Raw genomic sequence first — 17,695 nt, forward strand, 5'->3', positions numbered from 1 at the left:
ATGGCCGAAGAGAAGAAAGCCCGTACGCTCACCGGCAAGGTGGTGAGCGACAAGATGGAAAAATCCATCGTCGTCATGATCGAGCGCCGCGAGCGGCACCCGATCTATGGCAAGTACGTCAAGCGCTCCACCAAGCTGCACGCCCATGACGAGGCGAACCAGGCCAAGGCCGGCGACACGGTATCCATTCAGGAATGCCGTCCGCTGTCCAAGAAGAAGGCCTGGACGCTGGTCGAGGTGATCGAGCAGGCCAAGGGCTGAGCTCGGCGAGAGCAGTCAGATTAGGTTTGGAGAAAACCGATGATTCAGACTCAGACAATGCTGGATGTCGCCGACAACAGCGGAGCGCGCCGGGTGCAGTGCATCAAGGTGCTTGGCGGCTCACACCGCCGCTACGCGCGGGTCGGTGACATCATCAAGGTCACGGTGAAGGAAGCCATTCCGCGTGGCAAGGTCAAGAAAGGCCAGGTTCTCAAGGCGGTGGTGGTTCGCACCCGCAGCGGTGTCCGTCGTTCCGACGGCTCGCTGATCCGCTTCGATGGAAATGCGGCAGTTCTGTTGAATAACACCAACGAGCAGCCGATCGGCACCCGTATCTTCGGGCCGGTGACTCGTGAACTTCGCACCGAGAAGTTCATGAAGATCATTTCCCTGGCGCCTGAAGTGCTGTAAGGAGCGAAGCGGACATGCAAAAGATCAAACGTGACGATGAAGTGATCGTCATCGCCGGCAAGGACAAGGGCAAGCGTGGCACCATCAAGCGCGTCCTAAAGGACGAACGCTTCGTCGTGTCCGGTGTGAACATGATCAAGCGTCACACCAAGCCCAATCCTATGGCGGGCAATCAGGGCGGTATCGTCGAGCGCGAGGCTCCGATTCACGCGTCCAACGTGGCGATCTTCAACTCGGAGACCGGTAAGGCGGATCGCGTCGGCTTCCAGGTAAAGGAAGACGGTACCAAGGTACGTATCTACAAGTCGACGCAGACGCAGATCGACGCCTAACGCGAGTCGGGTAGCAAAATGGCGAACTTGAAAGAACGTTATCAGAACGAGGTGGTGGCTCAGCTCAAAGAGCAGTTCAGCTACGCCAACGTGATGCAGGTGCCGCGGATCACCAAGGTGACCCTCAACATGGGCATCGGTGACGCGACCAGCGACAAGAAGCTGATCGAGAATGCCATCGGCGACCTGGAGAAGCTCTCCGGTCAGAAGCCGCTGGTGACCAATGCGCGCAAGTCCATCGCGGGCTTCAAGGTGCGCGAAGGTTGGCCGATCGGCATCAAGGTGACCCTGCGTGCCGAGCGCATGTGGGAATTCCTCGATCGTCTGGTCAACATCGCGATCCCCCGCGTACGTGACTTCCGTGGTCTCAACCCGAAGTCCTTCGACGGTCGCGGCAACTACTCCATGGGTGTGCGTGAGCAGATCATCTTCCCGGAGATCGAATATGATAAGATCGACCGGATTCGTGGTCTGGATGTCACCATCACCACTACTGCCAACACCGACGAGGAAGGTCGTGCGCTGCTGAGCGCGCTGAACTTCCCGTTCAAGAAATAAGGGTGGGATCATGGCAAAGAAGAGCATGATTGAACGCGAGCTCAAGCGCACCAAGCTGGTCGCGAAGTATGCGGCCCGCCGTGCCGAGCTCAAGGCGATCATCCAGAACGTGAATACTTCCGACGAAGAGCGCTTCGAGGCGACGCTGAAACTGCAGCAGTTGCCGCGCGACTCCAGCCCGGTTCGTCAGCGTAACCGCTGCCGGATCACCGGTCGTCCGCACGGCTACTACAACAAGTTCGGCCTTGGCCGTAACAAGCTGCGTGAAGCCGCTATGCGTGGCGAGGTCCCTGGGCTGAAGAAGTCCAGCTGGTAAGCCGCCACGGAAACATCAGGAGCGCAATGTAAATGAGCATGCAAGACACTCTGGCGGATATGTTCACCCGTATCCGCAATGCGCAGATGGCCACCAAGGAGACGGTTACCATGCCGTCCTCCACGCTCAAGGTCGCGGTGGCCCGCGTTTTGAAGGAAGAGGGCTATATCACCGACTTCGCGGTCGCTGAAGGTACCAAGCCCGAACTGACCGTGACCCTCAAGTACTTCGAGGGCAGGCCGGTCATCGAGCACCTGCAGCGGGTATCCAAGCCGTCTCTGCGCCAGTACAAGGGCAAGGATGCACTGCCCAAGGTGGCGGACGGCATGGGTGTGGCGATCGTCACCACCTCCAAGGGCGTGATGACCGACCGTGCCGCTCGCCAGGCGGGCGTCGGTGGCGAAGTCATCTGCACCGTATTCTAGGAGTCTGGAATGTCCCGCGTAGCCAAATATCCGGTTAAAGTGCCCGCCGGCGTCGACGTCAAGCTCGACGGCGACCAGCTGACCGTCAAGGGCAGCCAGGGCACGCTGTCCATGACCGTTCACCCGGACGTGGCCATCGGTCAGGAAGAGGGTCAGCTGACCTTCAACCCGAGCGAGAGCGCCAAGTCCTGGGCCATGGCCGGCACCACTCGTGCTCTGGTCCAGAACCTGGTCACCGGCGTCTCCGAGGGTTTCACCAAGACCCTCGAAATCGTTGGCGTCGGCTATCGTGCCCAGGCAAGTGGCCAGACGCTGAATCTGTCACTGGGCTTCTCACACCCGGTCGAGTATTCCCTGCCTGAGGGTGTCTCCGCGGAAACGCCGAAGAACACCGTCATCGTGCTGAAGAGCGCGGACAAGCAGAAGCTGGGCCAGGTCGCCGCCGAGGTTCGTGCCTTCCGTCCGCCTGAGCCCTACAAGGGCAAGGGTGTGCGGTATGCCGACGAGCAAGTGCGTCGTAAAGAAGCCAAGAAGAAGTAAGGCAGGGTTATGAACGCGAAGAAAGAATCTCGTCTCCGTCGTGCCCGCCGCGCTCGTGCCAAGATGCGCGAGCTGGGCGTGTATCGCCTGTGCGTCAACCGTACCCCGCGTCACATCTACGCGCAGATCATCTCGCCGGATGGTGGCAAGGTGCTGGCCAGCGCTTCGACGCTGGACAAGGACCTGCGCGAGGGGGCGACCGGCAACTCGGACGCCGCCGCCAAGGTGGGTGCGCTGATTGCCGAACGCGCCAAGCAGGCTGGCATCACCCAGGTGGCCTTCGATCGTGCCGGTTACAAGTACCACGGTCGTGTGAAGGCCCTGGCCGACGCCGCACGTGAAGGCGGCCTGGAATTCTAAAGGGTTTTACGATGGCGAAGAACGAACAGAACACCGGCGACCTGCAGGAAAAGCTCGTGCAGGTCAACCGCGTCGCCAAGGTGGTCAAGGGTGGCCGAATCTTCGGTTTCACCGCTCTGACCGTCGTGGGCGACGGCAATGGTCGTGTCGGCTTCGGCCGCGGCAAGGCGCGTGAAGTGCCGGTCGCGATCCAGAAAGCCATGGACCAGGCGCGTCGCAACATGGTCAAGGTGAGCCTCAAGGGCCATACCCTGCAGTACCCGGTCAAGGCCCGTCACGGCGCCTCCAAGGTGTACATGCAGCCGGCCTCCGAAGGTACCGGGATCATTGCCGGCGGCGCCATGCGCTCCGTGCTCGAGCTGGCTGGCGTCCATGACGTCCTGGCCAAGTGCTACGGCTCCACCAATCCGGTCAACGTGGTGCGCGCGACCGTCAAGGGTCTCGCTTCCATGCAGTCGCCGGACGACATCGCCGCCAAGCGCGGTCTGTCTGTCGAAGCGATCACGGGGTAAATACCATGGCAGCCACACTCAAGGTTACCCAGACCCGTAGCACCATCGGCACATTGCCCAAGCACAAGGCCACCATGAAGGGCCTGGGGCTGCGCCGCATCGGTCATACGGTTGAACTGGAAGACACCCCTGCCGTGCGCGGCATGATCCACAAGGTCAACTACCTTGTGCGGGTAGAGGGAGAGTAATCCATGAAACTCAATAGCCTGAGCCCGGCACCGGGCTCCAAGCATGCCGAGAAGCGCGTCGGTCGTGGCATCGGCTCCGGTCTGGGCAAGACCGGCGGCCGTGGTCACAAGGGCCAGAAGTCGCGTAGCGGCGGCAGCGTGAAGCCCGGTTTCGAAGGCGGTCAGATGCCGCTGCAGCGGCGTCTGCCCAAGTTCGGCTTCACCTCCATGAAGTCGCTGGTCTCCGAAGAGGTGCGTCTGAGCGAGTTGGCCAAGGTCACAGGTGACGAAGTCACCCTCGAGACCCTGAAGCAGGCCAACGTGCTCAAGAATGCCACTCTGCACGCGAAGATCATTCTTTCCGGCGACGTCAACAAGGCGGTCACGGTTCGCGGTATCAAGGTCACCAAGGGTGCCCGGGCCGCGATCGAAGCCGCTGGCGGCAAGGTAGAGGACTAAATGGCCAAGTCAGGAAACATGCCGGCGATGGGCAGCGGTCTGAGTGAACTGTGGGCGCGTCTGCGCTTCGTGCTCCTCGCCATCGTGGTGTACCGTATCGGTGCCCATATTCCCGTTCCCGGTATCAATCCTGACCAGCTTGCTGCCTTGTTCAGGGAGCAGCAGGGCACCATCCTGGGACTGTTCAACATGTTCTCGGGTGGTGCGCTGGAGCGCATGAGTATCTTCGCCCTGGGCATCATGCCCTACATCTCGGCGTCGATCATCATGCAGCTGCTGACCGCGGTCTCGCCCCACCTCGAGCAGTTGAAGAAGGAGGGCGAGGCCGGCCGTCGCAAGATCAGCCAGTACACCCGCTACGGTACGGTGGTGCTGGCCTTGGTGCAGGCCACCGGCATGTCGGTGGGTCTGGCCAGCCAGGGCATCGCCTACACTGCTGATTTCAGCTTCTATTTCACTGCCATCGTCACTTTCGTGTCGGGTGCGGTGTTTCTGATGTGGCTGGGTGAGCAGATCACCGAAAAGGGTATCGGCAACGGTATCTCGCTGCTGATCTTCGCCGGCATCGTCGCTGGCCTGCCGGGTGCGGTGGGGCAAGCGTTCGAGCTGGCTCGCAACGAAGGTGCGTGGAACGTGCTGCCGTTGCTGGCCCTCTCCGTGCTGGGCGTTGCGACCGTGGCCTTCGTGGTGTTCATCGAGCGCGGCCAGCGCCGCATCACGGTGAACTATCCGCGGCGTCAGGTCGGTAACAAGATGTATGCCGGGCAGAGCAGCTACCTGCCGCTGAAAGTGAACATGGCGGGCGTTATTCCGCCCATCTTCGCTTCCAGCATCCTGCTGTTCCCTGCCTCCATTGGGCAGTGGGTCGGTGCCGGCGACGGCATGGAGTGGCTGCAGCGGGCGTCCCAGGCCCTGGGGCCGGGACAGCCGTTGTACATCTTGCTTTTCGCGGCGGCGGTGGTATTCTTCTGCTTCTTTTACACAGCGCTGGTCTTCAACCCCAAGGATGTCGCTGACAATCTCAAGAAGTCAGGGGCGTTCCTGCCGGGTATTCGTCCTGGTGAGCAGACCGCTCGCTATGTCGACAAGGTCATGACCCGTCTGACCCTGTTCGGTGCCCTTTACATCACTGCGGTTTCCCTGATGCCCCAGTTCCTGATCGTGGCGTGGAACGTGCCGTTCTTCTTCGGCGGTACCTCGTTGCTGATCGTGGTCGTGGTCATCATGGACTTCATGGCTCAGGTGCAATCGCACCTCATGTCGCACCAGTACGAGTCGGTGATGAAGAAGTCCAACCTGAAAGGCTATGGCAGCGGCGGCATCATGCGCTGAGTCGCGCCGCCGGTGATCTGGCGCGCCGTGTGTCGATTTTGGAGAAGGAACGATGAAAGTTCGAGCTTCCGTCAAGAAGATGTGCCGCAACTGCAAGATCATTCGGCGTAATGGCGCGGTCCGCGTCATCTGCACCGAGCCGCGGCACAAGCAGCGCCAGGGTTGATTCTGGCGCTCATGAAAAGCGGTGCCAGCGTACCCCTTGCCCGAAGGTGGGTAAAGGGGTATGCTGTTGCGCCTTTTGTAGTAACTAATCGAGCAAGCCGCTCAAATTTCGGAGAAAGCTGATGGCCCGTATTGCAGGCGTCAATATCCCGGACAACAAGCATGCGGCGATCTCGCTGACCTATATCTTCGGGATTGGCCGCACGCGTGCACAGGAAATCTGTGTCGCTACCGGCATCGCGCCGACCACCAAGATCCAGGAGCTCTCCTCTGAAGAGGTCGATGCCCTGCGTGCCGAGGTTGGCAAGTACACCGTGGAAGGCGACCTTCGTCGTGATGTGACGCTGAACATCAAGCGTCTCATGGACCTGGGTTGCTATCGTGGTCTGCGTCATCGTCGTAGTCTTCCGCTGCGTGGTCAGCGGACCAAGACTAACGCGCGTACCCGTAAGGGCCCGCGTAAGCCGATCCGCAAGTAACACGCACGTTCTGGCGTAAAGACAGGAATAGACATCAACATGGCTAACCCGCGTAGCAACCGTAAAAAGGTTAAAAAGCAGGTAGTGGACGCCGTCGCGCACATCCACGCCTCTTTTAACAACACGATCGTGACGATCACAGACCGCCAGGGCAATGCCCTTTCCTGGGCAACAGCCGGTGGTTCGGGTTTTCGTGGTTCTCGCAAGAGCACCCCGTTCGCTGCTCAAGTGGCAAGCGAACGTGCAGCGACCGCTGCAGCCGAGTATGGTGTGAAAAACGTCGACGTGCTGGTCAAGGGCCCCGGTCCTGGCCGTGAATCCGCCGTGCGCGCACTGAGCGCTGCCGGCTTCCGCGTGCAGAGCATCACCGACGCGACGCCCATTCCCCACAATGGCTGCCGTCCGCCGAAGAAACGCCGCGTTTAAGGAGACAGATTCATGGCTCGTTATATTGGACCGAAGTGCAAACTGTCTCGTCGTGAAGGCACCGATCTCTTCCTCAAGAGTGGTGTGACTCCCTTCGAGAAGAAGTGCAAATCCGAGCAGATTCCGGGTGTGCACGGCCAGCGCCGTCAGCGTCTTTCCGACTACGGCTTGCAGCTTCGCGAGAAGCAGAAAGTACGTCGTATCTACGGCGTACTCGAAAAGCAGTTCCGCAGCTACTACAAGGAGGCCGCCCGTCGCTCCGGCGCCACCGGCGAAGTCCTGCTGCAGCTGCTCGAATCCCGACTGGACAACGTCGTCTACCGCATGGGCTTCGGTTCCACCCGTTCCGAGGCGCGCCAGCTGGTAAGTCACAAGGCGATCATGGTCAATGGCCGTGCCGTCAACGTGGCTTCCTATCAGGTCAAGCCCGGCGACGTGGTTTCCGTTCGCGAGAAGGCGAAGAACCAGGCGCGCATCCAGAGTGCGCTTTCCATCGCTGCCAACCGTGGCGAAGTCGCCTGGATCGAAGTCGACGCGAAGAAGATGGAAGGCACCTTCAAGGCTATCCCGGAACGCGGCGACCTGTCGGCCGACATCAACGAAAACCTGATCGTCGAGCTGTACTCGAAGTAAGCGTCGCTGATCGCGTCGTGCCGGCCCTCTCGGGCCGGCTACGAGTACCGAGTAACCGTTAGGCAGCCTCAAAGGTGTAGTTATGCAGCGTTCAGTGACAGAGTTTCTCCGTCCGCGCGATATCAAGGTCGAAGAGATCAGCGCGCATCACGCGAAGATCGTGCTCGAGCCGTTCGAGCGTGGCTTTGGCCATACCCTGGGCAATGCGCTGCGTCGCATTCTGCTCTCGTCCATGCCCGGCTGTGCCGTGGTGGAAGTCGAGATCTCGGGTGTCGAGCATGAGTACAGCGCGATCGAGGGTGTTCAGGAAGACGTCATCGAGATTCTTCTGAACCTCAAGGACGTGGCCATCCGCATGCACAGTCGCGACGAGGCGGTGCTCTCGCTGAACAAGCAGGGCCCGGCCTTGGTGACCGCGGGCGATATCGTCCTCGATCACGACGTCGAGATCGTCAACCCGGATCACGTCATCGCCCACGTCAACGAGGGTGCCGAGCTCAAGATGCAGCTCAAGGTCGCTCGCGGCCGTGGCTATGAGCCGGCGGATGCCCGGGTGGGCGCCGACGACGAATCGCGTGCCATCGGTCGCCTGCAGTTGGATGCCACCTTCAGCCCCGTGCGCCGCGTTTCGTATGCCGTCGATGCGGCACGTGTCGAGCAGCGTACCGACCTCGACAAGCTGATCATCGACCTGGAGACCGACGGCACCCTGGATCCCGAAGAGGCGATCCGTCGCAGCGCGACCATCCTGCAGGAGCAGCTGGCCGCGTTCGTCGACCTGGAAGCCGACAAGGAACAGGAGGTCGTGGAGGAAGAGGATCACGTCGATCCGATCCTGCTGCGTCCCGTAGACGATCTCGAGTTGACCGTCCGCAGTGCCAACTGCCTGAAGGCCGAGAACATCTACTACATCGGCGATCTGATTCAGCGCACCGAAGTCGAGCTGCTGAAGACGCCGAACCTCGGCAAGAAGTCTTTGAACGAAATCAAGGACGTGTTGGCTGCGCGCGGTCTTTCCCTTGGCATGCGGCTGGAGAATTGGCCGCCGGCGAGCCTGAAGGACGACAAGGCCTCCGCGTGAGCGTCGACTCGAGTCCCAGTTTGGTAAGGAATCACAACCATGCGTCATCGTAAGAGTGGTCGTCACCTCAATCGTACCAGCTCGCATCGCCAGGCCATGTTCAAGAACATGAGCGTGTCGCTGATCGAGCACGAAGTGATCAAGACAACCCTGCCCAAGGCCAAAGAGCTGCGTCGTGTCATCGAGCCGCTGATCACCCTGGCCAAGCAGGACAGCGTCGCGAACCGTCGTCTGGCCTTCAGCCGTACCCGCTCCAAAGAAGCGGTCGGCAAGCTCTTCAACGAGCTGGGTCCGCGTTACGTCGAGCGTCCGGGCGGTTACGTCCGTATTCTCAAGTGCGGTTTCCGCACCGGCGACAACGCCCCCATGGCCTTCGTCGAACTCGTCGACCGTCCGGTCGTCGAGGAGTCCGAGGAAGTCGTCACCGAGGAGTGATCTCCGGCGGCGGGCCTTGGTCCGGCAGTGCTGTAGCAATACGAAAAACCCGGCTTCTCGCGAAGCCGGGTTTTTTATTGCGTTTCGACCCTACTTGGAAGTCGCTGGCTCGGCCTTCTGGCTCTTGGCCCGCTCCAGCAGCGGCTTGAGGAAGCGTCCAGTGTGAGAGGCCTCCATCTCCGCCACCTGCTCCGGCGTGCCCTCGGCGATGATGCGTCCACCGCCGGAGCCGCCCTCGGGGCCGAGGTCGACGATCCAGTCGGCGGTCTTGATCACGTCGAGGTTGTGCTCGATCACCACGATGGTATTGCCGTGGTCGCGCAGGCGATGGAGTACGACGAGCAGTTGGCGAATGTCCTCGAAGTGCAGCCCGGTGGTGGGCTCGTCGAGAATATAGAGCGTCTTGCCGGTGTCGCGCTTGGCCAGTTCCCTGGCCAGCTTGACCCGCTGGGCCTCGCCGCCGGAGAGGGTGGTAGCGCTCTGGCCTAGGCGGATATAGGAGAGACCCACGTCGAGCAGGGTCTGCAGGCGGCGGGCGATGGCCGGCACGGGGCTGAAGAACTCCAGCGCCTCCTCCACAGTCATCTCCAGTACCTCGTCGATGCTCTTGCCCTTGTAGGCGATCTCCAGCGTCTCGCGGTTGTAGCGCTTGCCCTTGCACACGTCGCAGGGTACGTAGATGTCGGGCAGGAAGTGCATCTCGACCTTGATCATGCCCTCGCCCTGACACGCCTCGCAGCGCCCCCCCTTGACGTTGAAGCTGAAGCGGCCCGGCTTGTAGCCCCGGGAGCGGGCTTCCTGGGTACCGGCAAAGAGCTCGCGGATCGGCGTGAAGATGCCGGTGTAGGTGGCCGGATTGGAGCGTGGCGTGCGACCGATCGGGCTCTGGTCGATGTCGATCACCTTGTCGAGCTGATCGAGGCCTTCGATGTGCTCATAGGGCGCCGGCGTCAGGGTGGTGGCGTGGTTGAGTTCGCGGGCGGCGATGGGCATCAGCGTCGAGTTGATCAGCGTCGATTTGCCGGAGCCTGAGACGCCGGTGACGCAGATGAACAGCCCCAGCGGCAGGGTCAGGCTGACGTTGCGCAGGTTGTTGCCGCTCGCCCCACTGAGCACGAGTCGCTTTTCGGGGTTGCCGGGGATGCGCCACTTGGGTATCTCGATACGCCGCTTGCCGGAGAGGTACTGGCCGGTGAGCGAGTCGTGGCTGGCCATGACGTCTTCGGGCGTGCCCTGGGCGACGATACGGCCACCATGAACACCGGCGCCGGGGCCGATATCGAGCACGTGGTCGGCGGCGCGGATGGCGTCCTCGTCATGCTCCACCACGATCACGGTGTTGCCCAGGTCGCGAAGGTGGATCAGCGTCTTGAGCAGGCGATCGTTGTCGCGCTGATGCAGGCCGATGGAGGGTTCGTCGAGGATGTACATGACGCCCACCAGGCCTGCCCCGATCTGGCTCGCCAGGCGGATGCGCTGGGCTTCGCCGCCGGAGAGGGTCTCGGCGCTGCGCTCGAGGTTGAGGTAGTCGAGGCCGACGTTGACCAGGAATTCGAGGCGCGCGTGGATTTCGTTGATGACCTTCTGGGCGATCTCGCCCTTGCGTCCGGGCAGGGTCAGGCGCTGAAAATAATCCCACGCCTCGCCGATCGGTAGCTGCACGATCTGCGGCAGGGTGTGATCGTCGACGAAGACGTGGCGGGACTCCTTGCGCAGGCGCGAACCGTGACAGGTGGGGCAGGGTCGGTCGGCGATATAGCGCGCCAGCTCCTCGCGCACCATGCTCGACTCGGTCTCGCGGTAGCGGCGCTGCATGTTGGGCAGTACCCCTTCGAAGGGGTGTTCGCGGGTGACGCGACGGCCGCGGTCGTTGACGTAGCTGAAGGCGATCTCGTCGTCACCGCTGCCATGGAGAATGACTTCCTTCTCATGGCGGGCAAGCTCCTGCCATGGTGTCTCCAGGGTGAAGCGGTAGTGGTCGGCGACGGCTTGTAGCTGGCTGAAGTAGTAGATACTGCGACGATCCCAGCCCTTGATCACGCCCTCGGCCAGCGACAGTTCCGGATGGCTGATCAGTTTGTCGGGATCGAAGACCTGCTGCACGCCGAGTCCGTCGCAGGTGGGGCAGGCACCGGCGGGGTTGTTGAACGAGAACATGCGCGGCTCTAGCTCGGCGATGGCATAGCCGCACACCGGGCAGGCGAAGCGCGCCGAGAATGGGATGTCCTCGGCTTCGCCGTCCATGAAGTGGACCACGGCGATGCCATCGGCAAGGTTGAGGGCCGTCTCGAACGACTCAGCCAGGCGCTGCTGGAGCCCTTCGCGCACCTTGATGCGATCGACCACCACGCTGATGTCGTGTTTCTTGTTCTTGTCCAGCGGGGCGATGTCGTCGAGTTCGAGAGCCTGCCCGTCGATCAGCACACGCACGAAACCCTGGGCGCGCAGCTCGGAGAGCAGCTGCAGGTGTTCGCCCTTGCGTCCCTTGACCACCGGGGCGAGCAGCATCAGCTTGCTGCCCTCGGGCAGGGCCAGCACCTGGTCGACCATCTGCGAGATGGTGCTGGCCTCGAGATCCTCACCGTGCTCGGGGCAGCGCGGCGTGCCGGCCCGGGCAAACAGCAGGCGCAGGTAGTCGTAGATCTCGGTGATGGTGCCCACGGTGGAGCGCGGGTTGTGGGAGGTGGATTTCTGCTCGATGGAGATCGCCGGCGACAGTCCTTCGATGTGGTCGACGTCGGGTTTCTCCATCATCGACAGGAACTGGCGCGCATAGGTGGATAGCGACTCCACGTAGCGTCGCTGTCCTTCGGCATAGAGGGTGTCGAAGGCCAGCGACGACTTGCCCGAGCCCGAAAGCCCCGTGACCACGATCAGGCTGTCACGGGGCAGTTCGACGTCGATCTGCTTGAGGTTGTGGGTGCGCGCACCCCTGACCACGATCCTGTCCATTCACACCTCATGGCGCTCGGCAAAACCTCGATTATACTCCTGCGGCCGACCGCGCGCCAAAGCGCCGCTGGTCGGGACGTTTCCTGCGGGGCCCGGAATCGTTAGAATAGTCGGTTCATTGAAGGGCTCCGGCCCGCCTACCCATGGAAGCGTCTCACTCCCTATGCGCAAGGTCTCTGGACTGCTGCTAGTCTCCGAACGACGCGCCATTACCGGCTTGGCCAGCCTGTATGCCACGCGCATGCTGGGGCTGTTCATGGTGTTGCCGGTGCTGGCGCTGTATGCCGACGAACTGGCCGGCGCCACGTCGTTGCTGGTGGGGCTGGCACTGGGTATCTACGGCCTGACCCAGGCGGTGCTGCAGATCCCCTTCGGGCTGCTCTCCGACCGTCTCGGACGCAAGCCGGTGATCGCCGGAGGTCTGCTGCTGTTCCTGCTCGGTAGCGTAGTGGCGGCATCCGCCGAGACCATAGGCGGTGTCATCGTGGGGCGCTGCCTGCAGGGCAGCGGCGCCGTTGCCGCGGCTATCATGGCGCTGCTTGCCGACCAGACCCGCGAGCAGGTGCGTACTGCCGCCATGGCCACCATCGGCCTTTCGATAGGCGTGGCGTTCGCCGTCGCCATGGTGATCGGCCCCTGGCTGGCCGCCGCTTTCGGGCTCTCTGCCGTGTTCTGGTTCACCGCCCTGCTCGCCGCACTGGGCCTGGTGGTGCTATGGAAGCTGGTGCCGCCAGCACCGCGGCGACTGAGGCATCGCGACGTGGGCATCGATCGGCAGCAGTTGGCGGCGACTCTCACCCGGGCCGATTTGTGGCGGTTGGACCTGTCGATCTTTGCCCTGCATCTGGTGCTGATGGCGATCTTCGTTGCCGTGCCGTTTCGCCTGGTCGAGGCGGGCATCGAGGCCGAGCGGCATGGCCTGACCTACCTCGCCATCATGGCGTTGGCCTTCGTCGGCATGGTGCCGTTGGTGATCGTTGCGGAGAAACGTCAGCGCATGAAGGCCATGAGCCTGACGGCGATCGCGGCCATCACCGTCAGCCTGGCCGGCCTGGCCTCGTTCGGCAGTGGCTGGGCATTGTTCGCCTGGCTGCTGCTGTTCTTCACCGCCTTCAACTTGCTCGAGGCAATGCTGCCTTCGATGCTCAGCAAGCTGGCACCGGCCGGGGCCAAGGGCACGGCGATGGGCGTTTACTCCACCAGCCAGTTTCTGGGCGCCTTCCTCGGCGGCGTGTTGGGCGGCTTCCTGGCCCAGCAATGGGGGCTGCCGGCGGTATTCGTCGGCAGCGCCGTGCTCGCCGGCGTCTGGTGGCTGTTGATGCTGGGTATGCCGACGCCGCCGCACCTCTCGAGCGAGGTGGTGGCGCTGGATGACGAGCATCATGAGGATACGCTCGATACACTGATGGCGAGCTTCGCCGAGGTGGCCGGCGTTGAGGACGTTATGGTCGTTCCCGAGGAGCGAGTGGCGTATCTTAAGGTGGACCGGCGCCGCCTCGACGAAGACGCCCTGGCGCGCCTGATCCGTTCGAGTCGCCACCGTGGCGGCTAGCCTGCCTGTCAGGTGCCGGCCTCTCAGGTCGGTTCATTACAATGCACATGTTCATTTATAGAGGGAGTCCAGCATGGCCCGTGGCGTCAACAAGGTCATTCTCATCGGCAACCTGGGGCAGGATCCCGAGGTTCGCTTCATGCCATCCGGTAGCCCCGTCGCCAACCTGCGCGTCGCCACTACCGACACCTGGACCGACAAGCAGAGCGGCCAGCGCCAGGAGCGGACCGAGTGGCACTCGGTGGTGTTATTCAATCGACTGGCCGAGATCGCCCAGCAGTACCTGAAGAAGGGATCGCGGGTCTATCTCGAAGGGCGCTTGCAGACGCGTAAGTGGCAGGGACAGGACGGTCAGGATCGCTATACCACCGAGATCGTATGCAACGACATGCAGATGCTCGATACCCGTAGCGGTGACTTCGGCGGCCAGCCGGGGGCGGGCATGCCTCAGCAGCAGGGCGGCTATGGCGCGCCCCAAGGCAACCCTGTGCCACAGCAGGGCGGCTACGGCAACGCCGCGCCTCAGCCAGGTGGCTTTGGCGGCCAGCCCCAGCAGCGACCCGCGCCGGGCGGCCAGCCCCAGCAGGGAGGACAGCCCCAGCAGGGAGGACAGAAGCAGAGCAATTACGGCGCGCCCGATCCGGGCAGCTTCGACGATTTCGACGACGAAATCCCGTTCTGACTTCCTCCCGACCGAGCCTGCCGGAGGCGATCGCGTGAAGCTGTTGGTACTGGATGCCGGCCACTGTCTCAACCTGGCATTGGCCAGGCTGGTTCATCGCCGCAGTGATACCGAGCTCGTCATCGAGCCCGGTCTGAAGATCGATGCGGCGCTATTGCTCGAGCTGGCACCGGATGCGGTCATCATCCCGCCCCTCTCGGCACCGATGGAGATCGAGCCCGCAGCCGTGATCGCGCATGGCGAGGGCGTCGATGCCTGCCTGGCGGCATGTCGTGAAACCGACACGCCGCTGGTGTGGTGCGTCTCCGATCAGCTCTATCAGGATGGCTTCGAGACACCCATTGACGAGCACGTGATACCGGCGCCGCGGGACGAGAGTCTCAGGCGTCTGATCGCCATCGGTGACCGAATCCGCCAGAGCCATCCGCGACACCTGATCGTGCGGCTGGGGCCGCTGTTCGCGCTGGAAGGCGGGCACGCCTGGCTCAGCGGCGTGATCGATAGCCTGGTGACCGGGGAAGAGGTTCGCGCGGCCCAGGACGTGATCTTCTGCCCGACGTCGGCCGATGCCGTGGCCATGGCCCTGGTGGGCATGCTGCACCAGCTCTCGTGCGGTTCCAGTGCCTGGGGTGCCTATCACCTGGCAGGCACGGAGCCGGTCAGTGCCTACACCTTCACCTCCATGGTGCGTACGCAGCTGTCGACTCGCCTGGAGGGGCTGGGGGAGCAGGTTGCGTTGGGCGAGGTCAAGGCTCTCAAGCATCATCACGATCAGCCGCTACGCCGGGTACTCAACTGCAGGCGCGTGCTGGAGGCCTTCGGTGTACATCAGAAGCCGTGGCGGCTGGAGGTAGGGCGGCTGCTGGATGAGTGGTGCCAGGCCCGCCGCGCCATCGCGACCGATGAAGAGGGCGGCATTCCACTATGAATGTGTTGCGCAGCCTGTTGTTCTACGTCGGTTACTTTTTCGCTATTTTCGTCTTCGGTGCGCTGCTGCTGCCCGTCGCCCCGCTGCTGGCGCTACCGGCACGCTACCGGCTGCTCAATCTCTACAACCATTTCATCACCGCCTGGTTCCGCTGGACGTGCGGCGTGACCTATCGGGTCAGTGGCAAGGAGCGGCTGCCGCAAGGTCCGTGCGTAATCCTGGCCAACCACCAGTGCGAGTGGGAAACCATCTTCCTGCAGATTCTCAAGCCGCCAGTGTGCACGGTACTCAAACAGGAGCTGCTGCGCATCCCGCTGTTCGGCTGGGGGCTCAGGCTGCTGCATCCCATTGCGCTGGACCGCTCGAAGCCGGCGCGGGCCATGCGCCAGGTGCTGAGCCAGGGCGTGGCGCGACTGCAGGAGGGGCTCTCGGTATTGATCTTTCCGGAAGGCACACGGGTGGACCCGGGGCAAAGGCGGCGCTACAACAAGAGCGGGACTGTCATCGCCTGTCGGGCCGGCGTGCCGGTGCTACCGGTAGCGCATAACGCCGGTGAACGCTGGCCGGGTCGCCATTGGGTGAAGAACCCGGGAATACTCAACGTCGTGGTGGGGGAACCCATCGATACCGTGGGCCGTACTCCGGAGGAAGTGTTGATCGAGGTCGAAGCGTGGATCGAGGCGCGCCTGGCCGAGATCTCGGAAGTCCCGCGCCCGGTGGATGCCAAATCTGCAGTTGAGGCAAGTTCGGGATAGACTGCTGCGTACGACATACTTTGCATGACGAAGAAGGCGCCCCGCTGGGCGCCTTCTTCGTTGCGGACGGAACCTCTAGTCGCGGTAGCGCTGCAGTACCAGGCAGGCGTTGGTGCCGCCGAAACCGAAGCTGTTGGAGAGTACGCGATCGACACTGACGCTCTCGCGAGTGCGAGTGACGATATCGAAGCCGGCCGCCTGGTCGTCGAGCTCTTCGATGTTGGCCGAAGCGGCGATGAAGCCATGCTCCATCATCAGCAGCGAGTAGATCGTTTCCTGTACGCCGGTGGCACCCAGCGAGTGGCCGGTCAGCGACTTGGTGGAACTCATCGGCGGTGTGCTGTCACCGAAGACCTCGCGGATCGCCTTGAGCTCGGCAACGTCGCCCACCGGTGTGGAGGTGCCGTGGGTGTTGATGTAGTCGATCTTGCCGTCCACGGTGGCCAGTGCCTGGCGCATGCAGCGCATGGCGCCCTCGCCGGAAGGGGCGACCATATCGTGACCATCGGAGGTGGCGCCATAACCGACCAGCTCGGCATAGATCTTCGCCCCGCGCGCCTTGGCGTGCTCGAGCTCCTCGAGTACCAGCATGCCACCGCCACCGGCAATGACGAAGCCGTCGCGGGCCTTGTCATAGGGGCGTGAGGCCTTTTCGGGCGTGTCATTGTACTGGGTCGTCAGGGCGCCCATGGCGTCGAACAGGCACGACAGCGTCCAATGCTCCTCCTCGCCGCCGCCGGCGAAGACGACATCCTGCTTGCCCATCTGGATCTGCTCCATGGCGCTACCGATGCAGTGCGCGGAAGTGGCGCAGGCGGAGGAGATCGAATAGTTGACGCCCTTGATCTTGAACGGCGTGGCCAGGCATGCCGAGACGGTGCTGCCCATGGTGCGGGTGACCCGGTAGGGGCCGACCCGGCGTAGCCCCTTCTCGCGCATCACGTCGGCAGCCTCGACCTGGTTGGCGCTGGAGGCGCCGCCGGAGCCGGCGATCAGGCCGGTGCGTTCGCTCGATACCTGCTCGGGGCCGAGGCCCGAATCCTCGATGGCCTGGGCCATGCTGACATAGGCATAGGCCGCGGCGTCGCCCATGAAGCGGCTTAGCTTACGGTCGATCAGGGCGTCGAGATCGATATCTACGACCCCGGCGACCTGGCTACGAAAGCCGCGCTCGGCGTATTCCTCCTTGAAGCGAATGCCCGAGCGCCCGCTCCGGAGCGCTTCGACGACCGTTTGTGCGTCGTTGCCCAAGCAGGACACGATGCCCAGGCCGGTGACTACCACTCGTCGCATGGGAGCCTCCTGTTTCAGAAATTCGCGGTAGAGGTGAACAGGCCGACGCGCAGGTCGTTGGCCTGGTAAATGTCGCGGCCATCCACCGATACGGTGCCATCGGCGATGCCGAGGATCAGGCGCCGGGTGATGATGCGCTTGACGTTGATGTGGTACTTGACCTTGCCCGCCTCGGGCAGGATCTGGCCGGTGAACTTCACCTCGCCACAACCCAGCGCACGGCCGCGGCCGGGGTGGCCGAGCCAGCCCAGGTAGAAGCCCACCAACTGCCACATGGCGTCGAGCCCCAGGCAGCCGGGCATGACCGGGTCGCCAGGAAAATGGCAGTCGAAGAACCACAGGTCGGGTTGGATATCCAGCTCGGCGATCAGCTCGCCCTTGTTGAACTGGCCGCCCTCCTCATGGATGTGCGTGATACGATCGAGCATCAGCATGTTGGGCGCCGGCAGTTGTGCATTACCGGGGCCGAATAGTTCGCCGCGGCTACACGCCAGTAGTTCTTCGCGTTCGAAAGAGTGTTGCTTGGTCACTGAGTCGTTCCGAGTCGCAGTTGTAGTGGGCCCTTCCGCGTACGGTGCGGAGGCACATGGCACAGGTGCCAACCCGCCCGGGCGGCCCTGCCTAGTCTACTGGCCGTGGTC

Annotated in this window: 25 protein-coding genes; 22 read left to right on the top strand and 3 right to left on the bottom strand. The window is 62.8% G+C overall.

The window, feature by feature from the left end:
- The 18 genes from rpsQ (at position 1) to rplQ (ending at position 8,892) form a co-directional block, all read left to right on the top strand.
- Entirely contained in the window at positions 1–261 is a 261-nt protein-coding gene (gene rpsQ, locus ACRWQA_RS02315) for a 30S ribosomal protein S17 (RefSeq protein ID WP_167119273.1), read from the top strand.
- Positions 262–300: 39 nt separating this feature from the next.
- Positions 301–672 (top strand): 50S ribosomal protein L14, encoded by a 372-nt coding sequence (gene rplN / locus ACRWQA_RS02320; protein WP_010626476.1) that lies wholly within the window; start codon positions 301–303, stop codon positions 670–672.
- Between the two features lie 14 nt (positions 673–686).
- Positions 687–1,004: a 50S ribosomal protein L24 gene (gene rplX, locus ACRWQA_RS02325; RefSeq protein ID WP_010626477.1), complete on the top strand. Its 318-nt coding sequence runs from the start codon at positions 687–689 to the stop codon at positions 1,002–1,004.
- 18 nt (positions 1,005–1,022) lie between these two features.
- Complete coding sequence (rplE, locus tag ACRWQA_RS02330) at positions 1,023–1,562, top strand: 50S ribosomal protein L5 (RefSeq protein ID WP_228575003.1); 540 nt, start codon at positions 1,023–1,025, stop codon at positions 1,560–1,562.
- 10 nt (positions 1,563–1,572) lie between these two features.
- Positions 1,573–1,878 carry a 30S ribosomal protein S14 gene (rpsN, locus tag ACRWQA_RS02335; RefSeq protein WP_263581361.1) on the top strand — a complete coding sequence of 102 codons (306 nt, stop codon included), beginning with the start codon at positions 1,573–1,575 and terminating at the stop codon, positions 1,876–1,878.
- 32 nt (positions 1,879–1,910) lie between these two features.
- On the top strand, positions 1,911–2,303 hold the full coding sequence (gene rpsH / locus ACRWQA_RS02340) for a 30S ribosomal protein S8 (RefSeq protein WP_263581360.1): 393 nt from the start codon (positions 1,911–1,913) through the stop codon (positions 2,301–2,303).
- 9 nt (positions 2,304–2,312) lie between these two features.
- Entirely contained in the window at positions 2,313–2,843 is a 531-nt protein-coding gene (gene rplF, locus ACRWQA_RS02345; RefSeq protein WP_263581359.1) for a 50S ribosomal protein L6, read from the top strand.
- Positions 2,844–2,852: 9 nt separating this feature from the next.
- A complete protein-coding gene (gene rplR, locus ACRWQA_RS02350; RefSeq protein WP_111413347.1) occupies positions 2,853–3,203 on the top strand; it encodes a 50S ribosomal protein L18 in 351 nt (116 codons plus the stop codon).
- A gap of 11 nt (positions 3,204–3,214) precedes the next feature.
- Positions 3,215–3,715 (top strand): 30S ribosomal protein S5, encoded by a 501-nt coding sequence (gene rpsE / locus ACRWQA_RS02355; RefSeq protein ID WP_111413348.1) that lies wholly within the window; start codon positions 3,215–3,217, stop codon positions 3,713–3,715.
- 5 nt (positions 3,716–3,720) lie between these two features.
- Positions 3,721–3,903 (top strand): 50S ribosomal protein L30, encoded by a 183-nt coding sequence (gene rpmD, locus ACRWQA_RS02360; RefSeq protein ID WP_066452141.1) that lies wholly within the window; start codon positions 3,721–3,723, stop codon positions 3,901–3,903.
- Between the two features lie 3 nt (positions 3,904–3,906).
- A complete protein-coding gene (gene rplO, locus ACRWQA_RS02365) occupies positions 3,907–4,341 on the top strand; it encodes a 50S ribosomal protein L15 (RefSeq protein WP_263581358.1) in 435 nt (144 codons plus the stop codon).
- Entirely contained in the window at positions 4,342–5,673 is a 1,332-nt protein-coding gene (gene secY / locus ACRWQA_RS02370; protein ID WP_263581357.1) for a preprotein translocase subunit SecY, read from the top strand. It begins immediately after the preceding gene.
- Between the two features lie 52 nt (positions 5,674–5,725).
- Positions 5,726–5,839: a 50S ribosomal protein L36 gene (gene rpmJ, locus ACRWQA_RS02375; protein WP_031384759.1), complete on the top strand. Its 114-nt coding sequence runs from the start codon at positions 5,726–5,728 to the stop codon at positions 5,837–5,839.
- 121 nt (positions 5,840–5,960) lie between these two features.
- Entirely contained in the window at positions 5,961–6,317 is a 357-nt protein-coding gene (gene rpsM, locus ACRWQA_RS02380; RefSeq protein WP_197448629.1) for a 30S ribosomal protein S13, read from the top strand.
- 39 nt (positions 6,318–6,356) lie between these two features.
- Complete coding sequence (gene rpsK, locus ACRWQA_RS02385) at positions 6,357–6,743, top strand: 30S ribosomal protein S11 (RefSeq protein ID WP_010626488.1); 387 nt, start codon at positions 6,357–6,359, stop codon at positions 6,741–6,743.
- Positions 6,744–6,755: 12 nt separating this feature from the next.
- The gene (gene rpsD / locus ACRWQA_RS02390; RefSeq protein WP_263581356.1) at positions 6,756–7,376 is read left to right on the top strand and encodes a 30S ribosomal protein S4; all 621 of its coding nucleotides are present in this window, start codon (positions 6,756–6,758) and stop codon (positions 7,374–7,376) included.
- A gap of 82 nt (positions 7,377–7,458) precedes the next feature.
- Positions 7,459–8,457, top strand: coding sequence for a DNA-directed RNA polymerase subunit alpha (locus ACRWQA_RS02395; protein ID WP_263581355.1), 999 nt, complete (start codon positions 7,459–7,461; stop codon positions 8,455–8,457).
- A gap of 39 nt (positions 8,458–8,496) precedes the next feature.
- Entirely contained in the window at positions 8,497–8,892 is a 396-nt protein-coding gene (rplQ, locus tag ACRWQA_RS02400; RefSeq protein ID WP_263581354.1) for a 50S ribosomal protein L17, read from the top strand.
- 90 nt (positions 8,893–8,982) lie between these two features.
- On the opposite strand, the gene uvrA is transcribed toward rplQ, so the two are convergent.
- Positions 8,983–11,844 (bottom strand): excinuclease ABC subunit UvrA, encoded by a 2,862-nt coding sequence (gene uvrA, locus ACRWQA_RS02405; protein ID WP_434226934.1) that lies wholly within the window; start codon positions 11,842–11,844, stop codon positions 8,983–8,985.
- A 163-nt stretch (positions 11,845–12,007) separates the two neighbouring features.
- Here uvrA and ACRWQA_RS02410 point away from each other — a divergent pair, with 163 nt between their 5' ends.
- The 4 genes from ACRWQA_RS02410 (at position 12,008) to ACRWQA_RS02425 (ending at position 15,761) form a co-directional block, all read left to right on the top strand.
- Positions 12,008–13,396 (top strand): MFS transporter, encoded by a 1,389-nt coding sequence (locus ACRWQA_RS02410; protein ID WP_263581352.1) that lies wholly within the window; start codon positions 12,008–12,010, stop codon positions 13,394–13,396.
- Positions 13,397–13,469: 73 nt separating this feature from the next.
- Positions 13,470–14,078 carry a single-stranded DNA-binding protein gene (gene ssb, locus ACRWQA_RS02415; protein WP_434226936.1) on the top strand — a complete coding sequence of 203 codons (609 nt, stop codon included), beginning with the start codon at positions 13,470–13,472 and terminating at the stop codon, positions 14,076–14,078.
- A gap of 34 nt (positions 14,079–14,112) precedes the next feature.
- Positions 14,113–15,006 (top strand): sugar nucleotide-binding protein, encoded by an 894-nt coding sequence (locus ACRWQA_RS02420; RefSeq protein ID WP_263581350.1) that lies wholly within the window; start codon positions 14,113–14,115, stop codon positions 15,004–15,006.
- Positions 15,003–15,761, top strand: a complete 759-nt coding sequence (locus tag ACRWQA_RS02425) for a lysophospholipid acyltransferase family protein (protein WP_263581349.1) — start codon at positions 15,003–15,005, stop codon at positions 15,759–15,761. Before ACRWQA_RS02420 ends, ACRWQA_RS02425 begins: the two co-directional genes overlap by 4 nt.
- Before the next feature lie 75 nt (positions 15,762–15,836).
- On the opposite strand, the gene fabB is transcribed toward ACRWQA_RS02425, so the two are convergent.
- Both fabB and fabA read right to left on the bottom strand, forming a co-directional pair.
- Entirely contained in the window at positions 15,837–17,054 is a 1,218-nt protein-coding gene (gene fabB, locus ACRWQA_RS02430; RefSeq protein ID WP_434226938.1) for a beta-ketoacyl-ACP synthase I, read from the bottom strand.
- Between the two features lie 14 nt (positions 17,055–17,068).
- A complete protein-coding gene (gene fabA / locus ACRWQA_RS02435) occupies positions 17,069–17,584 on the bottom strand; it encodes a 3-hydroxyacyl-[acyl-carrier-protein] dehydratase FabA (protein WP_263581347.1) in 516 nt (171 codons plus the stop codon).
- Positions 17,585–17,695 lie beyond the last annotated feature (111 nt).

The sequence above is a fragment of the Billgrantia sp. C5P2 genome (assembly GCF_051062895.2).